Origin of the sequence: Flavobacterium omnivorum (genome assembly GCF_900099915.1) — a bacterium.
Lineage (GTDB): Bacteria > Bacteroidota > Bacteroidia > Flavobacteriales > Flavobacteriaceae > Flavobacterium > Flavobacterium omnivorum.
Genome location: NZ_FNDB01000010.1, coordinates 91,246 through 111,166 on the forward strand (window position 1 = coordinate 91,246; position 19,921 = coordinate 111,166).

The following is a 19,921-nucleotide window of genomic DNA, read 5'->3' on the forward strand; positions in this document are numbered from 1 at the left end:
TAATCATTTAAAACAAGCTAAACAGTTAATGACTTAATCGTTTAAAACCAAGTATTCAAAGCCTCAGTTCGAGTGTTTCTTATAAAATAAAATAGAACGAAATGTGTCAAAAACTTTTTTTAATTATACCCATTAGGTTAATTTTAATATACTTTAAATCAATATAAATAAGAACTTTAAAAAAAAAACAGAAACTACACAGGTCGAAAATTTGATGTAAAAAAATAAATTATTTTTTTTTTATTGCAACAAATTGACGGTTTTTAGTAAATCAAGTAGCGGAGATGGAATTAAAAAAAATGTTTACAAAAATTGAAGTAAATGTTTTACTGGATGTTGTGAATAGTTTTTGATGATGTTTAAGAATGATAGATATAATTTAAAAAATAATTAATATGTTCAAAGATAAAATTTTAATGATAACTGGGGGTACGGGTTCCTTTGGAAATGCAGTATTAAATCGGTTTTTATTTAGTGATCACTTTAAAGAAATTCGAATTTTTTCTCGTGATGAAAAAAAGCAGGATGACATGCGTAATCAATTAAAAAATGACAAACTGAAATTTTATATTGGAGATGTAAGAGACTATACAAGTGTTGAGCGTGCCATGCGTGGAGTTGATTATGTGTTTCATGCCGCGGCGCTAAAACAAGTGCCTTCTTGTGAGTTTTTTCCATTAGAAGCTACAAAAACGAATGTATTTGGAACGCAAAATGTAATTGATGCCGCTGCAGCGAATAAAGTACAAAAAGTTATTTGTTTGAGTACAGACAAAGCAGCCTATCCGATTAATGCAATGGGAATCTCTAAAGCATTGATGGAAAAAGTAGCCATTGCAGCATCAAGAAATACTACAGATACTACAGTTTGTTTGACTCGTTATGGAAATGTAATGGCCTCTCGAGGCTCGGTGATTCCTTTGTTTTTAAAACAAATTCAGGAAGGTAAAACCGTTACTATCACCGATCCTAAAATGACCCGTTTCCTTATGTCATTAGATGAGGCAGTAGAACTGGTTTTGTTTGCTTTTGAGCATGGTAATTCAGGCGATTTGTTCGTTAATAAAGCACCGGCAGGAACTATCGGGGATTTAGCGCAGGCTTTAAAAGAACTTTGCAATGCCGATAATGAAATAAAAATAATAGGAACACGTCATGGGGAGAAGTTATATGAAACATTGTGTACGCGTGAGGAAATGGTAAAAGCAGAAGATATGGGCGATTTCTATAGAATTCCGGCAGATAATCGAGATTTGAATTATGCACAGTATTTTTCTGAAGGAGAACAAGACGTTTCTCTAATAGAAGATTATCATTCTCATAATACAGACCAATTGGGTGTTGAAGGAATGAAAAAACTGTTAGTGAATCTGCCTCTAATTAAAAAAGAAGTTTTTGGTGAAGATGTGGCTCAAATGCCAGGGTAATTATAAAGATAAAATGATTCCAGAAATAACACAAGGTGGTAGGTATATCGATTCCAGAGGAACGCTATTTTATAATAATGATTTTGATGCTTCAGTAATCAAAAGAATGTATATGATAGAAAATGAAAATACTGATTTTGTAAGAGCGTGGCAAGGACATAAAGTAGAACAACGATGGTTTTCAGTTATGAAGGGTTCGTTTCGAATCCAGTTGATTGCAATAGACCACTGGGATAATCCTACTAAAGATTTGGAACTCTTAACTTTTGTAATCAATTCAGAAAAACTAGATGTACTTCACATTCCTCAAGGATATGTGAGCAGTATTCAGTCGTTAGAACCTGATTCAAAATTGCTGGTTCTGGCAGATTATTCATTAGGAGAGGTAAAAGATGAATTCCGATTTGAGTCGGATTATTTTCAGGAAAAAAAATAAATTATGTTAAAAGTAGGAATTACTGGTCAGGCTGGATTTGTAGGAACGCATTTGTATAATACTTTAGGGTTATTTCCTGAAGAATTTGAAAGAGTTGATTTTCAAAAAGAATTTTTTGAAGAGGATGAGCTATTAAATGGTTTTGTATCACAATGTGATGTTATTGTTCATTTAGCTGCCATGAATCGGCATAATGACTCACAAGTAATTTATGATACTAATCTGGGCTTGGTAAAAAAGTTGATAAGTGCTTTGTCTGCTACAACGAGTAAGCCACATGTTTTGTTTTCTTCCTCTACACAAGAAGAAAGAGACAATTTGTATGGGAAATCCAAAAAAGAAGGGCGTGAGTTGATGGTTGGTTGGGCAAATAAAACAGGAGGTAAATTCACAGGAATGATAATTCCGAATGTTTTTGGGCCTTTTGGACAACCAAATTACAATTCTGTTGTTGCGACGTTCTGTCATAAATTATCCCATAATGAAACACCGAAAATTGAGGTTGACGGAGACGTAAAGCTGATTTATGTGAACGAATTGATAGCTGAAATCCTTAAGGAAATTAGAAGCGGTATAGGAAAAGATGAGGTTTTGGTTACCCATACATCAGAATCCAAGGTGTCAGTGCTACTTTCTTTATTAGAAAATTATAAAAATCAATATCAAGATAAAGGAGAAATACCATCTATTAATAATACGTTTGAATTGAATTTGTTCAATACTTTTCGTTGTTATATGGATATTGTAACTCATTTCCCGGTGAAATTCATCCAGCATATTGATCCCAGGGGTTCATTTGTAGAAGTTATTCGATTAGGTGTTGGGGGACAAGTTTCGTTCTCCACGACAGTTCCCGGAATAACTAGAGGGAATCATTATCATACGCGTAAAATTGAGCGTTTTGCGGTAATAAAGGGAAAAGCATTAATTCAGTTGCGTCGTATCGGTACGGATGAAGTGTTAGATTTTTATCTCGATGGAGCAGAGCCTGCTTATGTGGACATGCCAATCTGGTATACGCACAATATTAAAAATATTGGTGATGAGGTGTTGTATACCAATTTTTGGATAAATGAACCTTACAATGTTTATGATGCAGATACTTATTTTGAAGAAGTTTGAAAAAATAAGTTAAGATATTATATTAATTAAAAAGATAGAAAATAATTATTTATAATTAAAATATATAATTCAGGTGTTTAAATTGATTAAATTGTAAAAAATGAATACAAATAAAAAAATGAAATTTTTAGTTTTCGGTTCTTCAGGCATGGCAGGAAATACAATTGCCACCTATTTAACACAACAAGGTCATGATGTGACTGGATTTAGTAGAAATAGTTCGACTAGTATTTCATCAATTATTGGTGATGTTACTGATAGTGATTTGGTTAAAAATACGATTCATGAAGGTAGATATGACTGTATAATAAATTGTATTGGGATACTAAATCAATTTGCGGAAGAGAATAAAGAAAAAGCAGTCTATTTAAATTCATATTTTCCGCATTTATTAGTTTCATTGACAAAAGAAATGGCTACTCAAGTAATTTTAATGAGTACTGATTGTGTGTTTTCGGGAGAAAAAGGAAGTTATAAAGAGTCTGATTTTCCGGATGGAAAATCTTTTTACGATAGAACTAAAGCAATAGGAGAAGTTAATGACACCAAAAATTTAACACTTAGGAGTTCAATTGTAGGACCGGATATTAACGAAAACGGAATAGGGCTTTTAAATTGGTTTATGAAACAAGATGATCCAATGAAAGGATTTACCAATGCTATGTGGACTGGAGTTACTACCTTAGAATTAGCTAAAATAATGGAAAAAGCAGCATCTGAAAATGCTGTTGGTTTGATTAATATGGTTTATAAAGAACCAATAAGTAAATTTAATTTACTGAATTTGTTTAATAAATATTTACGAAACAATACATTAAAAATAGAACCTTTTGAAGGTTTTGTTTCTGATAAATCATTGTTAAGAACCAATTTTAACTTTGAATATGAAGTTCCAAACTATGAAACTATGATATCAGAAATGGCAGGTTGGATGCTTAAAAGTACATCTAAGTATCCACATTATAAATTTAAAAAATAGAAAGATTTGAAAAAGCTTAAATTAATGACTATTATAGGCACGCGTCCTGAAATTATACGACTCTCAAGAGTGATGGTTGCCTTAGATGATTCTGAAGCTATTGAGCATATAATTGTTCATACCGGACAAAATTATGATTATGAATTAAATCAGATATTTTTCGAGGATTTAGGACTTAGGAAACCTGATTTTTTTCTTAATGCAGCCAATACAAATTCTACTGCTAATGAAACTATTGGACAAATTTTAATTAAAGTTGATCCATTATTAGTTAGTGAAAAACCAGATGCTTTTTTAGTTTTAGGAGATACAAATTCTTGTCTATGTGCAATTCCTGCTAAAAAAAGACAAATACCAGTTTTTCATATGGAGGCTGGAAATCGTTGTTTTGACCAAAGAGTTCCTGAAGAAACGAATCGTAAAATTGTGGACCATGTTGCAGATGTAAATATGGTTTACAGTGATATTGCTCGTGAATATTTGTTAAGAGAAGGTTTGCCAGCTGACAGAATTATCAAAACAGGTTCACCTATGTTTGAAGTTCTAAATCATTATTTGCCTAAAATTAAATTATCTAATATTTTAAGTACGCTTGATCTAAAGGAAAATAAATATTTTGTAGTTTCAGCACATCGGGAAGAGAACATTAATAATAAAAAGAACTTTTATAATTTAATGACAAGCTTGAATTTGATAGCTGAAACATATGAATACCCTATTATAGTAACAACTCATCCCCGTACTCGTAATATGATTGAGAATGAGAAAATAAAAATGCACTCAAAAATTCAATTTTTAAAACCAATGGGATTTCATGATTATAATGCGTTACAAATGAATTCATATACAGTATTGTCTGATAGTGGTACGATTGCTGAAGAATCATCCATATTTAATTTTAGAGCATTAAATATAAGAGAAGCCCATGAACGTCCAGAAGCGATGGAAGAGGCATCGGTAATGATGGTCGGTTTAAATCCTGAGAGAATTATGCAAGGAATCGTTCAACTACAAAAACAAAATATAGATGAAGAACGCAATTTCAGACCCATTGCAGATTACTCAATGCCAAATGTAGGTGAAAAAGTGGTTCGTATCATATTAAGTTATACCGATTATGTTAACAGAGTAGTTTGGAAAAAACATTAATATAGTATATTTGATATGAAAGTTTTAATGATCAATTCGGTTTCCGGTTATGGTAGCACAGGTTCTATTTGTGTTGATCTAGCGACTGAATTAGAATCAATAGGTCACGAATGCTATATTGCTTACGGACAATTAACTAAAGGATACGAAAACGGTTTTAAAATAGGAACGGTTTTAGAGAATCATTTACATAACGTGGGCTCTAGAATTTTTGGAAAACAAGGCTATTTTACCCATTCAGGAACCAAAAAGTTAGTGGATTTTATAAAGGATTATAATCCGGATATCATCCATTTGCATAATTTGCATGGGAATTATTTAAACCTGAAAATTCTATTTAATTATTTAACTGAAGTACAAAAACCAATAGTTTGGACCTTACATGATTGTTGGGCATTTACAGGTAAATGTGCCCATTATGCCGATGTTCAATGTTTTAAATGGCAAACACATTGTAACAACTGTCCCCAAGTTCAAAATTACCCACCAAGTCTGCTACTGGATCGTTCCAGTGCCATGTTTGATGACAAAAAAGAATGGTTTACCAGCATTAAAAATATGACCATAATTCCCGTTTCTAAATGGTTGGCTCGTGAAGTGAGTAAATCCTTTTTAAATAAATTTCCTATTATTCCTATTTATAATTGGGTAAATCATGAGGTTTTTAAACCTCTGTACCCTACTGATTTTCATGTTAAGTATGAAATATCGCCGGAAAAGTTTACTGTTTTGGTAGTTAGTGCAGGTTGGCATAAGACCGATGTAAAATATCAGGATGCTTTACTACTAGCTTCTTTACTTCCAACTGAAATACAACTAATAATGATTGGTAAGGTAGAAGAACCAAAACTATTGCCTCACACTATTAAACACATAGATTATTTAAATGGTAATAGTGAATTGGCCAAAGCCTATTCATTTGCTGATGCATATGTTCATTTATCTACTGAAGACACCTTTGGGAAAGTGATAGCAGAAGCTTTGAGTTGCGGTACCCCTGCGATAGTGTATGATGCTACTGCCTGCCCGGAAATTATTGACACAAATTGTGGCTATGTGGTACAAAAAAGAAATGTCCAGCAAGTAGTAGAAGCGATTTATAAAATAAAAGAAAACACTAAAGCCTATTATGCGACACAATGTAGACAACGTGTCGTTGAAAATTTTGATTACACCAGCAATATCAAACAAACAATTGGTGTATATAATACTATACTACAGGAATGATTATAAATTTAATAGTTATTGCTTTAATCCTTTTTCTTGGATTTCATTTTTCGCGAAAAAAAGATAAAAATAATGAAAGCAATAGGAAAAAGTATATTCGTATTATTTGTTTTATTCTTATGCTGCAATCTGGATTGCGAAATGTGGTTGTTGGTTCAGATACGCATACATATTTTTTATCTTTCCAGGATTCCAGAAGTAGTTCATGGCAGGACATCTACATAAGAATAGTTGATTATTATAGCTTTGGTATTGGTAAAGACCCGGGTTATGCTGCTTTTGAAAAACTAGTGTCCAGTATATTTGGAGAATATCAGCTGCTTCTAATTGTAATTGCTATTGTTTTTTTCTCGGCTTTAGGAAATTTTATTTATCAAAACACGACACGGCTGATTGATGCCATACTTGCATTTGTAATTTATTCTGTGCTGTTTTATAGTTTCTTTTCCATAACCGGACACAGACAGACCATTGCAACTGCCGCGGCCATGTTTAGCTTTGAATTGATAAAACGTAGAAAGTTAATTCCTTTTTTGCTATTGATAGTAATAGCATCCACTATCCACAAATCAGTGCTGCTTTTTATTCCTTTTTATTACATAGCTCAAATCAGTAAACCAAAATTATTTTTTAGAGTAGTCCTTTTAATTTTTCCAATTATTATGGTGTTTAGAAATAATCTATCCACCTATTTAAAGATCTTAGGAGGCTATGAAGAATATGGTATTAATGAAGCGGCCGGAACTTCGACTTTTACGGCACTGTTTTTATTAATTTCGATTGTTGCTTTATTGCGGAGCAAAACTATTCTGCAAAATAATATAAAGGCACAGCAGTATTACAATGCTTTTGCGATAGCGTTGCTTTTCATTCCTTTAACTTGGGTAAATCCTTCTGCGATGCGGGTAGTGCAATATTTTTCTATTTTTATGCTGCTATTTATTCCGGAAATAATATATTCTTTTCAAGCAGTTTCTCTTCGTGTAAAAAGAGATCTTACTTTTTTTATCATAATAGTTTTAATTGCGCTATTTCTAAAATCAAATTGGAATACGTCACCCTATGGTTTTTTTTGGGAAGAAATGCGCTTGTTTAAAGCTTATTATAATTAAAATATAAAACTAATTAAAATGACAATGGAACTTAAAAAAACTTATTTATTATCAATTATCATTCCTACTAGGAATAGAGAGGATTATGCTTTTGCGTCCGTAATGCAGGTTTTAGGAGCAACCAATGATGATGTACAAATAGTTTTACAGGATAATAGTGATACTAATTCTTTGTTTGATAGATTTATAAATAGTAGTGATCTTCATAGAATTAAATATAATTATTCTCCAGGTACATTATCCTTTATCCAAAATTTCAGTAGAGGTGTCGAGCAAGCTGATGGTGAATATTTATGTATGATTGGAGATGATGATGGTGTTAATCCGGAAATTGTGGATTTTGTACATTGGGCAAAATCTAAAAATATTGAAGCTATTTCTCCTGAAATTAGACTTAATTACATATGGCCCAATACAGGGATTTCATATTATAAAAATGATAATGGGAATCTTATGATTATTGATTTTAGTATGAATGCAAAATTGTATGAAACAAAAAAAGAGCTGAATAAGCTTCTTAAATCTGGTGGGCAAAATTATCTAAAATATAATTTGGTAAAAATATACCATGGTATAGTTACAAAAAGGGCTATGAATGAAGTAAAAGAAATAACAGGAAATTATTTTGGGGGGTTATCACCAGATATTTACAGTTCTTTGGCATTATCTTTAGTTGTTGATAAGGTTTTGAAAATTGATTATCCTTTGACAATTCCTGGGGTTTGTAGTAACAGCGGTTCTGGACAGGCTGCAACAGGAAGGCATGTTGGGAAACTGGAAGATGCTCCTCAACTTAAAGGTCATGATAATTATAAATGGTCAAGTTTGGTGCCGAAATTTTATAGTGTAGAAACTATATGGGCTGACTCAGCATTAGCTGCTTTAAAAGATATGAATAGGGAAGATTTGATTGGGATATTTAATGTGTCTAGATTATCAGCTTATTGTTATTATAATTATAGTGAATACAGAAAAATTATAATTGAGAATTATACTATGTTTTTTAAAAAGGAAGGTGTTAATAAAGCAAATTTAAAAATCAAATTAATTGTAGAAATTATAAATGGACCTTATAAAGATTTTTTTAATAAAGTGGTAAATAAGCTCACTAGGAAAAAGAATTCAGTAAATAATTATGAAGATGTCATAAATATTATTGAGGCTGAAAAAATATTTAGTAATTATTTAAAAAAGAGGTCTTTATCTATTAATAAAATGATTGAAAAATTAAAAAATTTTCAAATATAGTAGTAGTTTTTATATTTGCTCTATGTTTAAAGTAACAAGATGTTACTTTTTTATTTAAAATAAAAAAAAAATGAAGAATATTTTATTTGATAATACCCCTCCAATAGCTTTAATATTTTTTGCCAGACCAGACTTACTTAAAATTACCTTTCAAGAAGTTAGAAAAGCTAAACCTAAAAAGCTTTTTTTAATTCAAGATGGTGCCAGAATTAATAATTTAAGTGATGAAAACAATATAAAAAAATGTAGAGAAATTGTTAGTAATATCGATTGGGAATGTGAAGTGTATACCAATTATTCATTCAAAAATTTAGGTTGCGGAATGCGTGTGTTTTCGGGGCTTAATTGGGCTTTTGAATACGTAGACCGATTATTGATTTTAGAGGATGACTGCGTACCGTCGCAAGATTTATTTCCATTTACGTCAGAGTTATTGGAAAGATATAAAGATGATGAACGATTAGGATTGATCTGTGGAATGAATAATTTAGGTGTGCATGAAGAGGCACCTGATGATTATTTTTTTACTACTTCAGGATCTATCTGGGGCTGGGCAACTTGGAAACGTGTTTGGGATGATGTAGATTATAATTTACTTTTTTTGGAAGATAAATATTCAACAAAGATAGTTTACAATACTGATTCTAAATTAGAAAGTATGGCTGAATATTTGAAAGGCAATATAGAAAAGGGAAAACCATTGACATCTTGGTCTTTTCAATTAGGGATGAATTTGTTAATGAATTCTAAATTAAATATTGTTCCAAAATATAATATGATAAGTAATATCGGCTTGTCTAATGATGGTGCTAATTCTGTGAGCTCGATAAAATTCATTCCTAGGGGGCTTAGAAGTATTTATTTTATGAAAACGTATACATTAGTTTTTCCTTTAAAGCATCCAAAATATATGGTTAATGATTTAGAATTCAAAAAACGATTGGACCGCTTAATGGGAGATGGATACCCGATAGTAAAGCTCTATCGATTAATAGAGTCTATCACTTATCGTATAATAGGCGGTGATTTTAATTCAATTCTTAAAGGATTTAAACGAAGATTCTTAAAGTAATTATTCATTAGGAAAGATATAAGTTATTAAATATTAAAGAAAAAAAAATGAATGTGATTTCTAAACCAAAGATTACAGTTGTTACCGCTGTCTATAATAAGGAAAAATTAATTCATAAATGTGTTGAGTCTGTTTTAAATCAGTCATTTACCGATTTTGAATATATTTTAGTAGACGATCAATCACCTGATAATTGCCCAGAAATTTGTGAAGATTATGCTAAAAAAGATAGTAGAATTAAGGTAATCCACAGGGAAAATGGAGGCCATGCACTTGCGGTTAATTCTGGAATTTTACAAGGTATTGGAGATTATTATTTTATTGTGGACGCGGATGACTATTTAAGTGATAAAAATTGTTTTTCTGAAATGATTGAAATTGCTGAAGAAAATGATTGTGATATAGTATTGTCAGATTTTTTAGGAGTATGGAATAATAAAAATAAGCCAAAGAAGTTAATTTTTGATGGAATTGAAGTAATGGAGTATTTGATTAAAGAAGACATCTATCATCCTACCACAAGATCAAGATTGTGGAAAAAGACTATATTAAATAAAAATAATCTTTTTAAGAATCTAATTTGTGATGATGAAGAGTGGACCCCTAAGGCATTTTACAGGGCAAAAAAGGTTTGTATACTGCCTAAACCTATCTACTTCAGAACTACACCCGAAGATTCTGTAACCCAAATAGCTACGGAGAAAAATTATTTTAAAAAAGCTTTTGATAAAGGGTTTACTACCGGAGTCTTAATTAATTTTTTTGAAAAAACAAGTATTTCAACTTTACAAAAGCGTGTACTATACAAAAGATTTATATCCTTGTATTTATCAAGCCTGCATATCTATGCAAATATAATAACTAATAATCAATTAAAAAGTGAATTGTTTGTTGTCTTAGATGAAAATAAACATATTTTAAAATATTCTAAATTTTATGATAGTTCTAGACATCATCTTATTGCGTGGATAATGCGATATTTTGGATTGAAAGGAGCTCTTTTGTTTTTCAAGGTTTTTATTAGATAAGTTTAAGATATTTCTTAAAAGAAAATTAATGATTTTTATAATAAAAAATGAACGGATGTATTTATATAAATTCAAATGACAGAAACTAGCAATAAACAAATTAAAACAGCAGCAATTATATCATACATATCAATTGTTTTTAATATTATCACAGGTTTAATTTATACACCTTGGATGGTTAATAGTATTGGTAAATCAGATTATGGTTTGTATGTTTTGGTATCTTCTTTTTTAATTTATTTTACGATTGATTTTGGTTTAGGACAAGCTATTGCCCGTTTTTTAGCCAAATATCGCGCTGAAAATAATGAGCAAAAGGTAAACCAATTGTTGAGTATTACTACTAAAATTTATCTTTTGATAAGTTTAATAATGCTCATAGCACTAGTTGTTGTGTTTTTTTTTCTGCAGAATATTTTTCTACAGCTCAATTCTGCTGAAATTGAAAAGTTCAAAACCATCTACGTAATTGCGGGTCTATTTAGTTTAGTTTCGTTTCCGTTCATGTCTTTGAATGGTGTATTTATTGCTTTTGAACGCTTTGTGGTACTCAAGCTTTGTGATATTTTTAGTAAAATTGGAGTAATACTTTTTATGGTTATCGCTCTTTTATTGGGCTATAAATTGTATGCCATTATAGCCATCAATGCATTTATAGGAATCATAGTTATTTTATTTAAATTGATTTATTTATTTAAAACTACTGCTATAAAAATTGACTTAAAATATAAAAGCAAAGCGTTAACTAAAGAACTTTTTGGTTTTTCCGCATGGACTTCAGTATTGGGGATTGCCCAACGCTTGATAATCAATATTGCCCCTACACTTTTAGGAATTTATTCAGGCACAACGGCTATTGCTGTTTTTTCTATTGGAATGTTAATAGAAAGCTACGTTTGGACTTTTGCCAGTGCCTTAAATGGTTTATTTTTGCCTAAAGTCTCCGGGTTGTTATCTACTTCAGAAAATCGAGAGCAAGTGCTGCAATTAATGGTGAAAGTAGGTAGAATTCAATTGTTTATAATTGGAATATTGTACATTGGAATGATTACCTTGGGTCAAGAATTTATTGTTCTTTGGATGGGACCAAAGTTTGCTAATTCTTATCCAATAGTACTTATGCTAATTTTTCCAGGTTTTTTTACGCTTACTCAAGAAATCGCTTCGACATTGTTATATGTTGAAAACAAAATTAAATTTAAGGCTATCATTTTTATGGTTGCTGCGATAATGAGTATATTATTATCTGTATTTTTAATACCATACTTTGGAGCATTAGGTGCCGCAATGGGAATTGTAATTTCTCTATTAATTTTTGAAGTTATAATAATAAATATTTTCTACCAAAAGATAATGAAAATAAACATAATTTATTTTTTTAAGGCCTGTTTACTAAAAATGGCTCCATCTCTAGCGATAGCTTTGGGATTTGGTTTTGCAGTTAATTATTATATTCCGGCTACTAATTTTGTTGTTTTTTTTATAAAGGCTAGTATTATAGCTTTAGTATACATAGTTGTTATGTGGTTTTTTAGCTTAAACAAATATGAGAAAGAATTAATTTTATCTATTTATAAAAAATTTACGCCTAATAAATTAAGTTAAATGCCTCTAATCAGTATTATAATTCCGGTTTACAAAGTAGAAGCCTATTTGCATAAATGCATCAGTAGTGTGCTCGATCAAGATTTTAAGGATATTGAAGTACTCCTTGTTGATGACGGTTCACCCGATAATTGTCCTGTAATTTGCGATGAGTTCGCAAAAAAAGATGCCAGAGTAAAGGTTATTCATAAAAAAAACGGTGGTTTGTCAGATGCTCGTAATGAAGGGATTAAGAGTGCTATGGGAGAATACATAATGTTTTTAGACAGCGATGATTACTGGGATGGTAAAGATTGTTTGTTTAACCTGGTCCAATCCATGCAAGTTTCAAACGCAGATATAATCCTTTATGGCGCCAAAGATGTATTTGTAGAGAGCTATACGCTTATAGTGGCAAGAGGAAATTATGACATAGCATCCATTAGAAAAGGTAAAGATGCAGCAATACAGTCCTTATTTGCAACTCATCATTTTCCCGGTTCAGCCTGGATTTTAACTATTAAAAGATGTTTGGTATTAGAGCATGAGCTGTTTTTTGTAACAGGTATAAAAGCTGAGGATATTGATTGGCTGATTAATTCGTTTAGTAAAGCAGCATCTTTCGATGCAGTTAATGATGCGTTTTATATGTATATAAAAAACAGACCGGGTGCCATAACGACAACCGCAGATTCAAAAAGTGCTGTAGATATTTTGTTTTCAGTGTCAAAATGGAGGCCTGAATTAGAGAAAGATTTGTCAGTTACTAATACATATTTGTTATCCTATTTAGCCTATCAGTATATTACCGCTTATATTATCTATGCGAGCGTTCCTGCAAATGAAAAAAGGATATTGCATGCAGAACTCAAAAAAAATTCAGGGATACTAAAATATGCGCAAGGAAAAAAGACGGTTTTGAGTAGAACAGTAATTGAACTTTTCGGGATTGAATTTGGAGCTAAAATTTTTAGAACGGCTCATTTTGCCCTTAACAAATGGCCTAGCTTAAAAAAAATTGTTTAATTCAATGAATAAGAAAAGAATATTAATTATTTCTGGAGAATCATGGCGGGAAGACAGTAATGGCGGAAATGTACTTTCCAATTTGTTCAGTACTTTTACTGATGAATATGAATTTGCACAAATTTTTACTAATCCTGCAATGCCTTCTAATTCTATTTGTGCAAAATATTTTCATATTTCGGAAGGAGAAGTCATAAAAGCATTCCTTAAAAACCAAACTTTTGGACGAGAATTGCAATCGTCAGACTATTTGATTCAAGACGAATTAACGATTAAAAATCCCTCAAGTTCCAATTGGCTTACTTTTTTAAAAAAATTAAATTTCCCTATATTTCATACCCTGCAAGATTTGATTTGGAGAGGCTCTAAATGGCAAACGCCTGAATTGGAAAAATTCGTTCTAGATTACAATCCAGATGTGATTTTTGCACCCATGTATTATAGTCTTTTTATGCACCGTATAGACCGCTATGTTGCAGAGCTGACAAATAAAAAATTGGTATCATACGTTTCTGACGATCATCTTACCTTTCGTCAGTTTTCTATTTCTCCTGTATACTGGTTTAACAGACTACTATTGCGAAAAAATGTTATTGCTACCGCAAAACACTATTCCTTGTTGTATACGATGACACAGGAGCAGCTTGAAGAATACCAGCCCGTATTGAAAGTACCAATGAAAGTATTGAAAAAAACAGGAAATTTTGAAGGGGTTCCTCCGTTAAAAACAGACTGTGGAAATCCTTTAATTATAATGTATGGTGGAAATCTAATTTACAATCGGTTTAAAACCTTGCATAAATTAGCGCAAGCAATAAAAGAAATCAATCAAAATGAAATTAAAATTCAGCTGCATATTTATACGCAGACGCCCATCACTGAAAAACTTAAATTGTTGCTAGATGATGGTCAAAACAGTTTGTTATTAGGTAAGGTTTCCATGGAACAGTTAAATATTAAATATTCTGGTGCTGATTTAGTATTACATGTGGAATCTTTTGAATTAAAGCAGCGATTGCTCACCAGACTTTCTTTCTCCACTAAAATTATAGATTTGATGCATACTGGCAGAGGAATTTTGGCAATTTGCTCTAAGGAGAGTTCTCCTTACAAATACCTTAAATCCGAGGATGCCGCCATCTGTGTTGCTGATGTTTCCGAAATAAAAAAGACTTTGCAACATTTATTAGAGTTTCCGGAACAAATTAATGAATATGCAATCAAAGCATGGGAATGCGGCGTAAGAAACCATGATGCAAAAATTGTTACCAAGGATTTGCATGCCGATTTTAAATCAATGATAAATTAAAAGTAGTATGTTTAAAGCCTTAATTTCAATAATAGTTCCAGTTTATAATGTTGAAAATTATCTTCAGGAATGTCTGGATAGTTTGATAAATCAAACGTATCAAAACATTGAAATTATCATAGTTAATGACGAAAGCCCTGATAATTGCCTGCAAATTATTGAAGATTATGCGCGAAAAGATAATCGTATAAAATATATTGATCAAAAAAATACAGGTCTTTCCGGTGCCCGTAATGCGGGTATCAAACTTTCTACTGGTGACTTTATCATGTTTGTTGATAGCGATGACTGGTTAGACACTGATTGTCTGGAACAAATGTCAAAATATGCTACGAATCATGATTTAGTTATAGCTTCTTATTATCGAGAATTTATAAATAACTCTCAAATACGTAAATTGAATTGTGCAGGATTTTATTCGTCAGCATTTATTCAAAGAAGAATTGTTGGGTTAATTGGAGAAGAATTGTCTGATCCATCACAAGCTGATAGTTTGGTGACTGTATGGGCAAAATTATATAGGAGTGACATTATAAATCGGAATTCAATACAATTTATTTCAACTAAAGAAATAGGAACATCAGAGGATTTATTATTTAATTTAGAATATCTTGAATACTGTAAAACTTCATTTGTTATTGACGGCCCTTTATATCACTACAGGAGGTATAATTTAAATTCGTTTACCTCGACAAACAAGAAAAATTTATTCTCAGATTGGAAAAATTTGTTCAATAGAATTCAAAATTTAATTGCGCATAAAAAAGAAGATTATCATATTGCGTTTAATAATAGAATAGCCTTAAGTATTATTGGCTTAGGATTGAATGAAATGCAAAATCCTAAAGGATATAGAGATAGGATTAAGAATTTAAAGCAAATCCTAAGTGATCCATTATATGAAAAAGCGTACAAGCAATTAGAATTAAATTATTTTCCCATACACTGGAAATTGTTTTTTGCTTTTGCAAAATATAAATTTGTAGTGGGTGTTTATTTAACGCTGTTGGGCATAAATTACTTTGTAAGTAGAAATAACTAATTTATATTTTGTCTAAACTTATCCGCACTTCCACCATTGCCATGTCCCTGGATTATCTTCTTAAAGGGCAATTGGCTTTTTTAAAGCAGCAATATGAGGTTCTTGCCGTGTCTGGTACCGATAAACACTTAGAAGCCGTTGCGGCAAGAGAACAAGTGTCAATCCATTCCATTCCTATGCAACGGAGCATCAGTCCGCTTAAAGATTTAAAATCCCTGTGGCAGTTGTACTGGCTTTTCAAAAAGGAAAAACCATTAATCGTTCATTCGATAACACCAAAAGCAGGTTTACTCACGATGCTGGCTGGTTATTTTGCTAAAGTTCCAGTTCGCATTCACACGTTTACGGGGCTTATCTTTCCTACGAAAAAAGGTTTTTTGCAACAACTTTTAATTGGAATGGACCGTTTGCTTTGTTCTTGTGCTACGCATATTTATCCGGAAGGACAAGGCGTTAAGAAGGATTTGATTTCGTATCGTATCACTTCAAAACCATTAAGAGTTCTTGCTAATGGTAATGTAAATGGTATTGACACCCATTTTTTTTCAAAGGAAATGTTACCTCTTCAAGAGCAAGAGTCTTTGCAACATGAATTAGGCATAACTGATAATGATTTTGTTTTTGTATTTGTTGGCCGTTTGGTTGCAGATAAGGGAATTAATGAACTGGTTTCTGCATTCAAAAAACTCAAAAACGAAGATTCAAAGGGGGAGAATCACGAGTCGAAAGGAGAGCATCAAAACGAAAATCTGTTATACGAGGCTGTCAATTCAAAATTCAAAATTCAAAATTCAAAATTACTTCTCGTCGGGCCTTTAGAATCCGAATTAGATCCATTAGAACAAGAAACCCTGAAAGAAATAGCATCCAATACCCATATCATTTCAGTCGGTTTTCAAAAAGATGTTCGTCCGTATTTAGGCATCGGTGACTGTTTGGTTTTTCCTAGTTACCGTGAAGGTTTTCCGAATGTAGTTTTACAGGCCGGAGCTATGGGTTTACCCAGTATTGTTACCAATATTAACGGTTCTAATGAAATCATCATTGATGGACAAAATGGGGTTATTGTCCCTGTCAAAAGTACTAACGCACTGCAAGAAGAGATGATGAAGATGATGTGCGATTTGGTTTTTTACAACGAACTGCAACGTAATGCCAGAGCTTTGATTGTTTCCCGTTATAAACAGGAAGTTGTGTGGGAGGCTATTTTAGCAGAATATAAAAGATTAGAAAAAAATGTATAAAACCTTTTTTAAAAGAATCATTGATTTCTTTGGAGCTTTAATGGGACTGCTTCTTTTAAGTCCGTTATTTCTTTTGGTAACTTTAGGGCTGTATTTTGCCAATCAGGGAAAACCTTTTTTCTTTCAATTGCGCCCAGGTAAAGACGGTGTAATTTTCAAGATTATTAAGTTCAAAACGATGAATGACAAGAAAGACCCAAATGGTAATTTATTGTCAGATGCCGAGCGATTGACACTAATTGGATCTTTTGTCCGCAAAACATCAATTGATGAAATTCCTCAATTGTTCAACGTTTTGATGGGCGATATGAGTTTAATAGGTCCAAGACCGTTATTGGTTCATTATCTTGAACTGTATTCTGATTTTCAAAAAAGGCGGCACGAGGTAAAGCCTGGAATAACAGGTTGGGCACAAGTGAACGGGCGCAATGCTATTAGTTGGGATAAAAAATTTGAATATGATGTTTGGTATGTCGATAATTTTTCCTTTATTTTAGATGTAAAAATTCTATTCATGACCATTCAAAAAGTAGTAAAAAGCGAAGGGATTAATGCAGCTAATGCTGCTACAATAGAACCTTTTCATGGATAATAAAAAATATTTATACGGAGCCAGTGGTCATTGTAAAGTAATTATTGATATTCTAAAATCAAATAATTATACTGTGGAAGCCGTTTTTGATGATGCTCCCTCAGCGGACTATCTATTAGGAATCCCTGTAGTTTCCACTAAGAATAGTATTGATTTTTCAAAAAAAAAAATGCTGATCTCCATTGGAGATAACGCCATAAGAAAAAAGATTGCTGAAGCATTGGGTACTGCTTTTTATAGCGCTTTACATCCAAAGGCTATTCTTTCACAATATGCTAGTATTGATGTTGGTTGTGTAATTATGGCAGGTGCTGTACTTAATGCGGAATCACACATTGGCAAGCATTGCATCATTAACACGGGCGCAGTTGTTGAACACGATTGTTTAATTGCAGATTATGTGCATTTATCACCTAATGTTTCCTTAGCAGGAAATGTAAGTGTTGGGCAAGGCAGTCACATTGGAATTGGTGCTACTGTAATTCAAGGAATCAAAATAGGTAAATGGAGCGTCATTGGTGCTGGTGCTGTTATCATCAAAGACGTACCAGATTATGCCGTAGTAGTTGGGAATCCTGGTAAAATAATTAAATTTAATATAAAATGAATAATTCAAAAATATGGCTTTCCTCTCCGCACATGGGAGGAACCGAACGCAACTATGTACAAGACGCTTTTGATACTAATTGGGTAGCGCCATTAGGACCTAATGTTACGGGACTAGAACAAGATTTAGAGGACTACTTGGGCCATGAAGCGCATGTAGGAGCGCTGAGTTCCGGAACTGCGGCAATCCATTTGGGTCTAGTATTGTTAGGGGTGCAAGCTGGAGACACTGTACTGTGTCAAAGCATGACTTTTTCGGCTTCAGCCAATCCTATTTTGTACCAAGGAGCTACTCCTGTTTTTATAGACAGCGAAGAAGATACTTGGAATTTATGCCCTGTAGCGCTTGAGAAAGCAGTCACTAGTGAAATTGAAAAAGGGAAAAAGCCAAAAGCCATTATAGCGGTGCACCTTTACGGCGTACCGTATAAAATTGAAGCCGTAAGAGCAGTTGCTAATACTCATGGAATTCCTATTCTGGAAGACAGCGCTGAAGCCTTAGGAAGCAGTTTTAAAGGTCAAAAATGCGGTACTTTTGGGGACATCGGCGTATTGTCTTTCAATGGCAATAAAATTATTACCACTTCTGGCGGAGGCGCTATAGTAACTCCCACGGCAGCGCTTAAAGAAAAAGCCATTTTTTTTGCAACGCAATCCAGAGATGCAGCACCTCATTATCAGCACAGCGAAATAGGGTACAATTATCGCATGAGCAATATTTGTGCCGGAATTGGTCGAGGCCAAATGCAGGTGTTAAATGCCCATGTACAATTGCGTCGGGACATGCATGATTTTTATGTTGATGTATTCAAGGATATTGCGGCGGTAACCGTTTTTACAGTTCCTGACGCTGACTATTTTGCTAATTATTGGCTAACCGCTATTTTAGTTGCCCCCAATGAAGCGACAGGAATCGATCGGGAAGCGTTGAGATTGGCTTTGGATCAGACTAATATTGAATCACGTCCGTTGTGGAAACCAATGCATTTACAACCTATTTTTGAGCGCTATCCATATTATGGCACCAACGTAGCGGAAACTTTGTTTGACAATGGTTTGTGTCTGCCTTCTGGATCCAATCTGACCGATAGCGAAAGAGAAAGAATAAGAGAAGCGGTACAGGATTTCTTCGCGAAAGAGTAAGGGTATGTGTTTAATAACACAGTAAAGATTTCAAGTGTTTCGGTTGAAGGTTCTCGATACACCCCGCAAAAAAAAGCGGGGCACTCGGACAGACGAACTCTTGGTACATCCAACAAAAAAACGAGCCACTCGAACTAACGGGTTTTCGATACACCACCACGTCTTAGAATAAAAATTACGTAAAAGAAGTTCTAAAATATACGCTAGAGGTATTTTATTCGTTCGGATATAAAAAAATGCAGTCGCGTAGTAGCAACAATTTTATTTCCTATATTTGTCCCGTCCTGAAATAGCGATACACAAAAAGTATCCTAATGGAAAAACATGAAGAAACACGCTATGTGAAGCGGACTCAAAAAGATTATTCAATGTCTTTTAAATTACAAATTGTTCAAGAAATTGAACGAGGACAACTTACAGTTACAGAATCCACAAAGACTTATGGCATTCAAAATAGATCAACTGTTGTTAAATGGCTTAGAAAATTCGGTAACTTTGATTGGGAAAACCAAACACCATTTACTATGTCAAAGTCGCCAGAACAAAAGATAATGGAACTTGAAGCCAAAGTAAAA

The 19,921-nt window shown here is 32.7% G+C and carries 18 protein-coding genes and 1 pseudogene; all 19 read left to right on the top strand.

The genetic code is table 11. From position 1 onward, the window contains the following. The first annotated feature begins 395 nt into the window (after positions 1-395). Positions 396-1,427, top strand: coding sequence for a polysaccharide biosynthesis protein (locus BLS90_RS11000; RefSeq protein WP_091257664.1), 1,032 nt, complete (start codon positions 396-398; stop codon positions 1,425-1,427). Between the two features lie 13 nt (positions 1,428-1,440). Further along, positions 1,441-1,863 (top strand): WxcM-like domain-containing protein, encoded by a 423-nt coding sequence (locus tag BLS90_RS11005; protein ID WP_091257691.1) that lies wholly within the window; start codon positions 1,441-1,443, stop codon positions 1,861-1,863. 3 nt (positions 1,864-1,866) lie between these two features. After that, a complete protein-coding gene (locus tag BLS90_RS11010) occupies positions 1,867-2,985 on the top strand; it encodes a polysaccharide biosynthesis C-terminal domain-containing protein (protein ID WP_091257665.1) in 1,119 nt (372 codons plus the stop codon). Between the two features lie 100 nt (positions 2,986-3,085). Beyond that, the gene (locus BLS90_RS11015) at positions 3,086-3,964 is read left to right on the top strand and encodes a sugar nucleotide-binding protein (protein WP_220083879.1); all 879 of its coding nucleotides are present in this window, start codon (positions 3,086-3,088) and stop codon (positions 3,962-3,964) included. Positions 3,965-3,970: 6 nt separating this feature from the next. Then, positions 3,971-5,113: a non-hydrolyzing UDP-N-acetylglucosamine 2-epimerase gene (gene wecB, locus BLS90_RS11020; protein ID WP_091257666.1), complete on the top strand. Its 1,143-nt coding sequence runs from the start codon at positions 3,971-3,973 to the stop codon at positions 5,111-5,113. Between the two features lie 15 nt (positions 5,114-5,128). Then, a complete protein-coding gene (locus BLS90_RS11025) occupies positions 5,129-6,340 on the top strand; it encodes a glycosyltransferase (protein ID WP_091257667.1) in 1,212 nt (403 codons plus the stop codon). After that, positions 6,337-7,452: an EpsG family protein gene (locus BLS90_RS11030; protein ID WP_091257668.1), complete on the top strand. Its 1,116-nt coding sequence runs from the start codon at positions 6,337-6,339 to the stop codon at positions 7,450-7,452. Before BLS90_RS11025 ends, BLS90_RS11030 begins: the two co-directional genes overlap by 4 nt. A gap of 18 nt (positions 7,453-7,470) precedes the next feature. After that, positions 7,471-8,700, top strand: coding sequence for a glycosyltransferase family 2 protein (locus BLS90_RS11035; RefSeq protein ID WP_091257669.1), 1,230 nt, complete (start codon positions 7,471-7,473; stop codon positions 8,698-8,700). 70 nt (positions 8,701-8,770) lie between these two features. Further along, on the top strand, positions 8,771-9,772 hold the full coding sequence (locus BLS90_RS11040; protein ID WP_091257670.1) for a hypothetical protein: 1,002 nt from the start codon (positions 8,771-8,773) through the stop codon (positions 9,770-9,772). A gap of 47 nt (positions 9,773-9,819) precedes the next feature. After that, on the top strand, positions 9,820-10,800 hold the full coding sequence (locus BLS90_RS11045; RefSeq protein WP_091257671.1) for a glycosyltransferase family 2 protein: 981 nt from the start codon (positions 9,820-9,822) through the stop codon (positions 10,798-10,800). A gap of 75 nt (positions 10,801-10,875) precedes the next feature. Continuing rightward, positions 10,876-12,405 (top strand): oligosaccharide flippase family protein, encoded by a 1,530-nt coding sequence (locus BLS90_RS11050; RefSeq protein WP_091257672.1) that lies wholly within the window; start codon positions 10,876-10,878, stop codon positions 12,403-12,405. Further along, positions 12,406-13,410: a glycosyltransferase family 2 protein gene (locus BLS90_RS11055; protein WP_091257673.1), complete on the top strand. Its 1,005-nt coding sequence runs from the start codon at positions 12,406-12,408 to the stop codon at positions 13,408-13,410. A 4-nt stretch (positions 13,411-13,414) separates the two neighbouring features. Next, positions 13,415-14,719, top strand: coding sequence for a glycosyltransferase family protein (locus tag BLS90_RS11060; RefSeq protein ID WP_139171414.1), 1,305 nt, complete (start codon positions 13,415-13,417; stop codon positions 14,717-14,719). Positions 14,720-14,726: 7 nt separating this feature from the next. After that, positions 14,727-15,761 carry a glycosyltransferase family 2 protein gene (locus tag BLS90_RS11065; RefSeq protein WP_091257675.1) on the top strand — a complete coding sequence of 345 codons (1,035 nt, stop codon included), beginning with the start codon at positions 14,727-14,729 and terminating at the stop codon, positions 15,759-15,761. Positions 15,762-15,769: 8 nt separating this feature from the next. Further along, a complete protein-coding gene (locus tag BLS90_RS11070; protein ID WP_317039410.1) occupies positions 15,770-17,005 on the top strand; it encodes a glycosyltransferase family 4 protein in 1,236 nt (411 codons plus the stop codon). Continuing rightward, positions 16,998-17,597 (top strand): sugar transferase, encoded by a 600-nt coding sequence (locus tag BLS90_RS11075; RefSeq protein ID WP_091257677.1) that lies wholly within the window; start codon positions 16,998-17,000, stop codon positions 17,595-17,597. Before BLS90_RS11070 ends, BLS90_RS11075 begins: the two co-directional genes overlap by 8 nt. Then, the gene (locus BLS90_RS11080) at positions 17,590-18,204 is read left to right on the top strand and encodes an acetyltransferase (RefSeq protein WP_091257679.1); all 615 of its coding nucleotides are present in this window, start codon (positions 17,590-17,592) and stop codon (positions 18,202-18,204) included. Before BLS90_RS11075 ends, BLS90_RS11080 begins: the two co-directional genes overlap by 8 nt. Next, positions 18,201-19,346 (top strand): DegT/DnrJ/EryC1/StrS family aminotransferase, encoded by a 1,146-nt coding sequence (locus BLS90_RS11085; protein WP_091257681.1) that lies wholly within the window; start codon positions 18,201-18,203, stop codon positions 19,344-19,346. Before BLS90_RS11080 ends, BLS90_RS11085 begins: the two co-directional genes overlap by 4 nt. A gap of 314 nt (positions 19,347-19,660) precedes the next feature. After that, positions 19,661-19,921: pseudogene (locus tag BLS90_RS11090) on the top strand (helix-turn-helix domain-containing protein); the annotation flags it as partial.

Coding starts and splice junctions, on each gene's coding strand:
- BLS90_RS11000 (WP_091257664.1), top strand. CDS start 396: ATGTTCAAAGATAAAATTTTAATGATAACTGGGGGTACGGGTTCCTTT.
- BLS90_RS11005 (WP_091257691.1), top strand. CDS start 1,441: ATGATTCCAGAAATAACACAAGGTGGTAGGTATATCGATTCCAGAGGA.
- BLS90_RS11010 (WP_091257665.1), top strand. CDS start 1,867: ATGTTAAAAGTAGGAATTACTGGTCAGGCTGGATTTGTAGGAACGCAT.
- BLS90_RS11015 (WP_220083879.1), top strand. CDS start 3,086: ATGAATACAAATAAAAAAATGAAATTTTTAGTTTTCGGTTCTTCAGGC.
- BLS90_RS11025 (WP_091257667.1), top strand. CDS start 5,129: ATGAAAGTTTTAATGATCAATTCGGTTTCCGGTTATGGTAGCACAGGT.
- BLS90_RS11030 (WP_091257668.1), top strand. CDS start 6,337: ATGATTATAAATTTAATAGTTATTGCTTTAATCCTTTTTCTTGGATTT.
- BLS90_RS11035 (WP_091257669.1), top strand. CDS start 7,471: ATGACAATGGAACTTAAAAAAACTTATTTATTATCAATTATCATTCCT.
- BLS90_RS11040 (WP_091257670.1), top strand. CDS start 8,771: ATGAAGAATATTTTATTTGATAATACCCCTCCAATAGCTTTAATATTT.
- BLS90_RS11045 (WP_091257671.1), top strand. CDS start 9,820: ATGAATGTGATTTCTAAACCAAAGATTACAGTTGTTACCGCTGTCTAT.
- BLS90_RS11050 (WP_091257672.1), top strand. CDS start 10,876: ATGACAGAAACTAGCAATAAACAAATTAAAACAGCAGCAATTATATCA.
- BLS90_RS11055 (WP_091257673.1), top strand. CDS start 12,406: ATGCCTCTAATCAGTATTATAATTCCGGTTTACAAAGTAGAAGCCTAT.
- BLS90_RS11060 (WP_139171414.1), top strand. CDS start 13,415: ATGAATAAGAAAAGAATATTAATTATTTCTGGAGAATCATGGCGGGAA.
- BLS90_RS11065 (WP_091257675.1), top strand. CDS start 14,727: ATGTTTAAAGCCTTAATTTCAATAATAGTTCCAGTTTATAATGTTGAA.
- BLS90_RS11075 (WP_091257677.1), top strand. CDS start 16,998: ATGTATAAAACCTTTTTTAAAAGAATCATTGATTTCTTTGGAGCTTTA.
- BLS90_RS11080 (WP_091257679.1), top strand. CDS start 17,590: ATGGATAATAAAAAATATTTATACGGAGCCAGTGGTCATTGTAAAGTA.
- BLS90_RS11085 (WP_091257681.1), top strand. CDS start 18,201: ATGAATAATTCAAAAATATGGCTTTCCTCTCCGCACATGGGAGGAACC.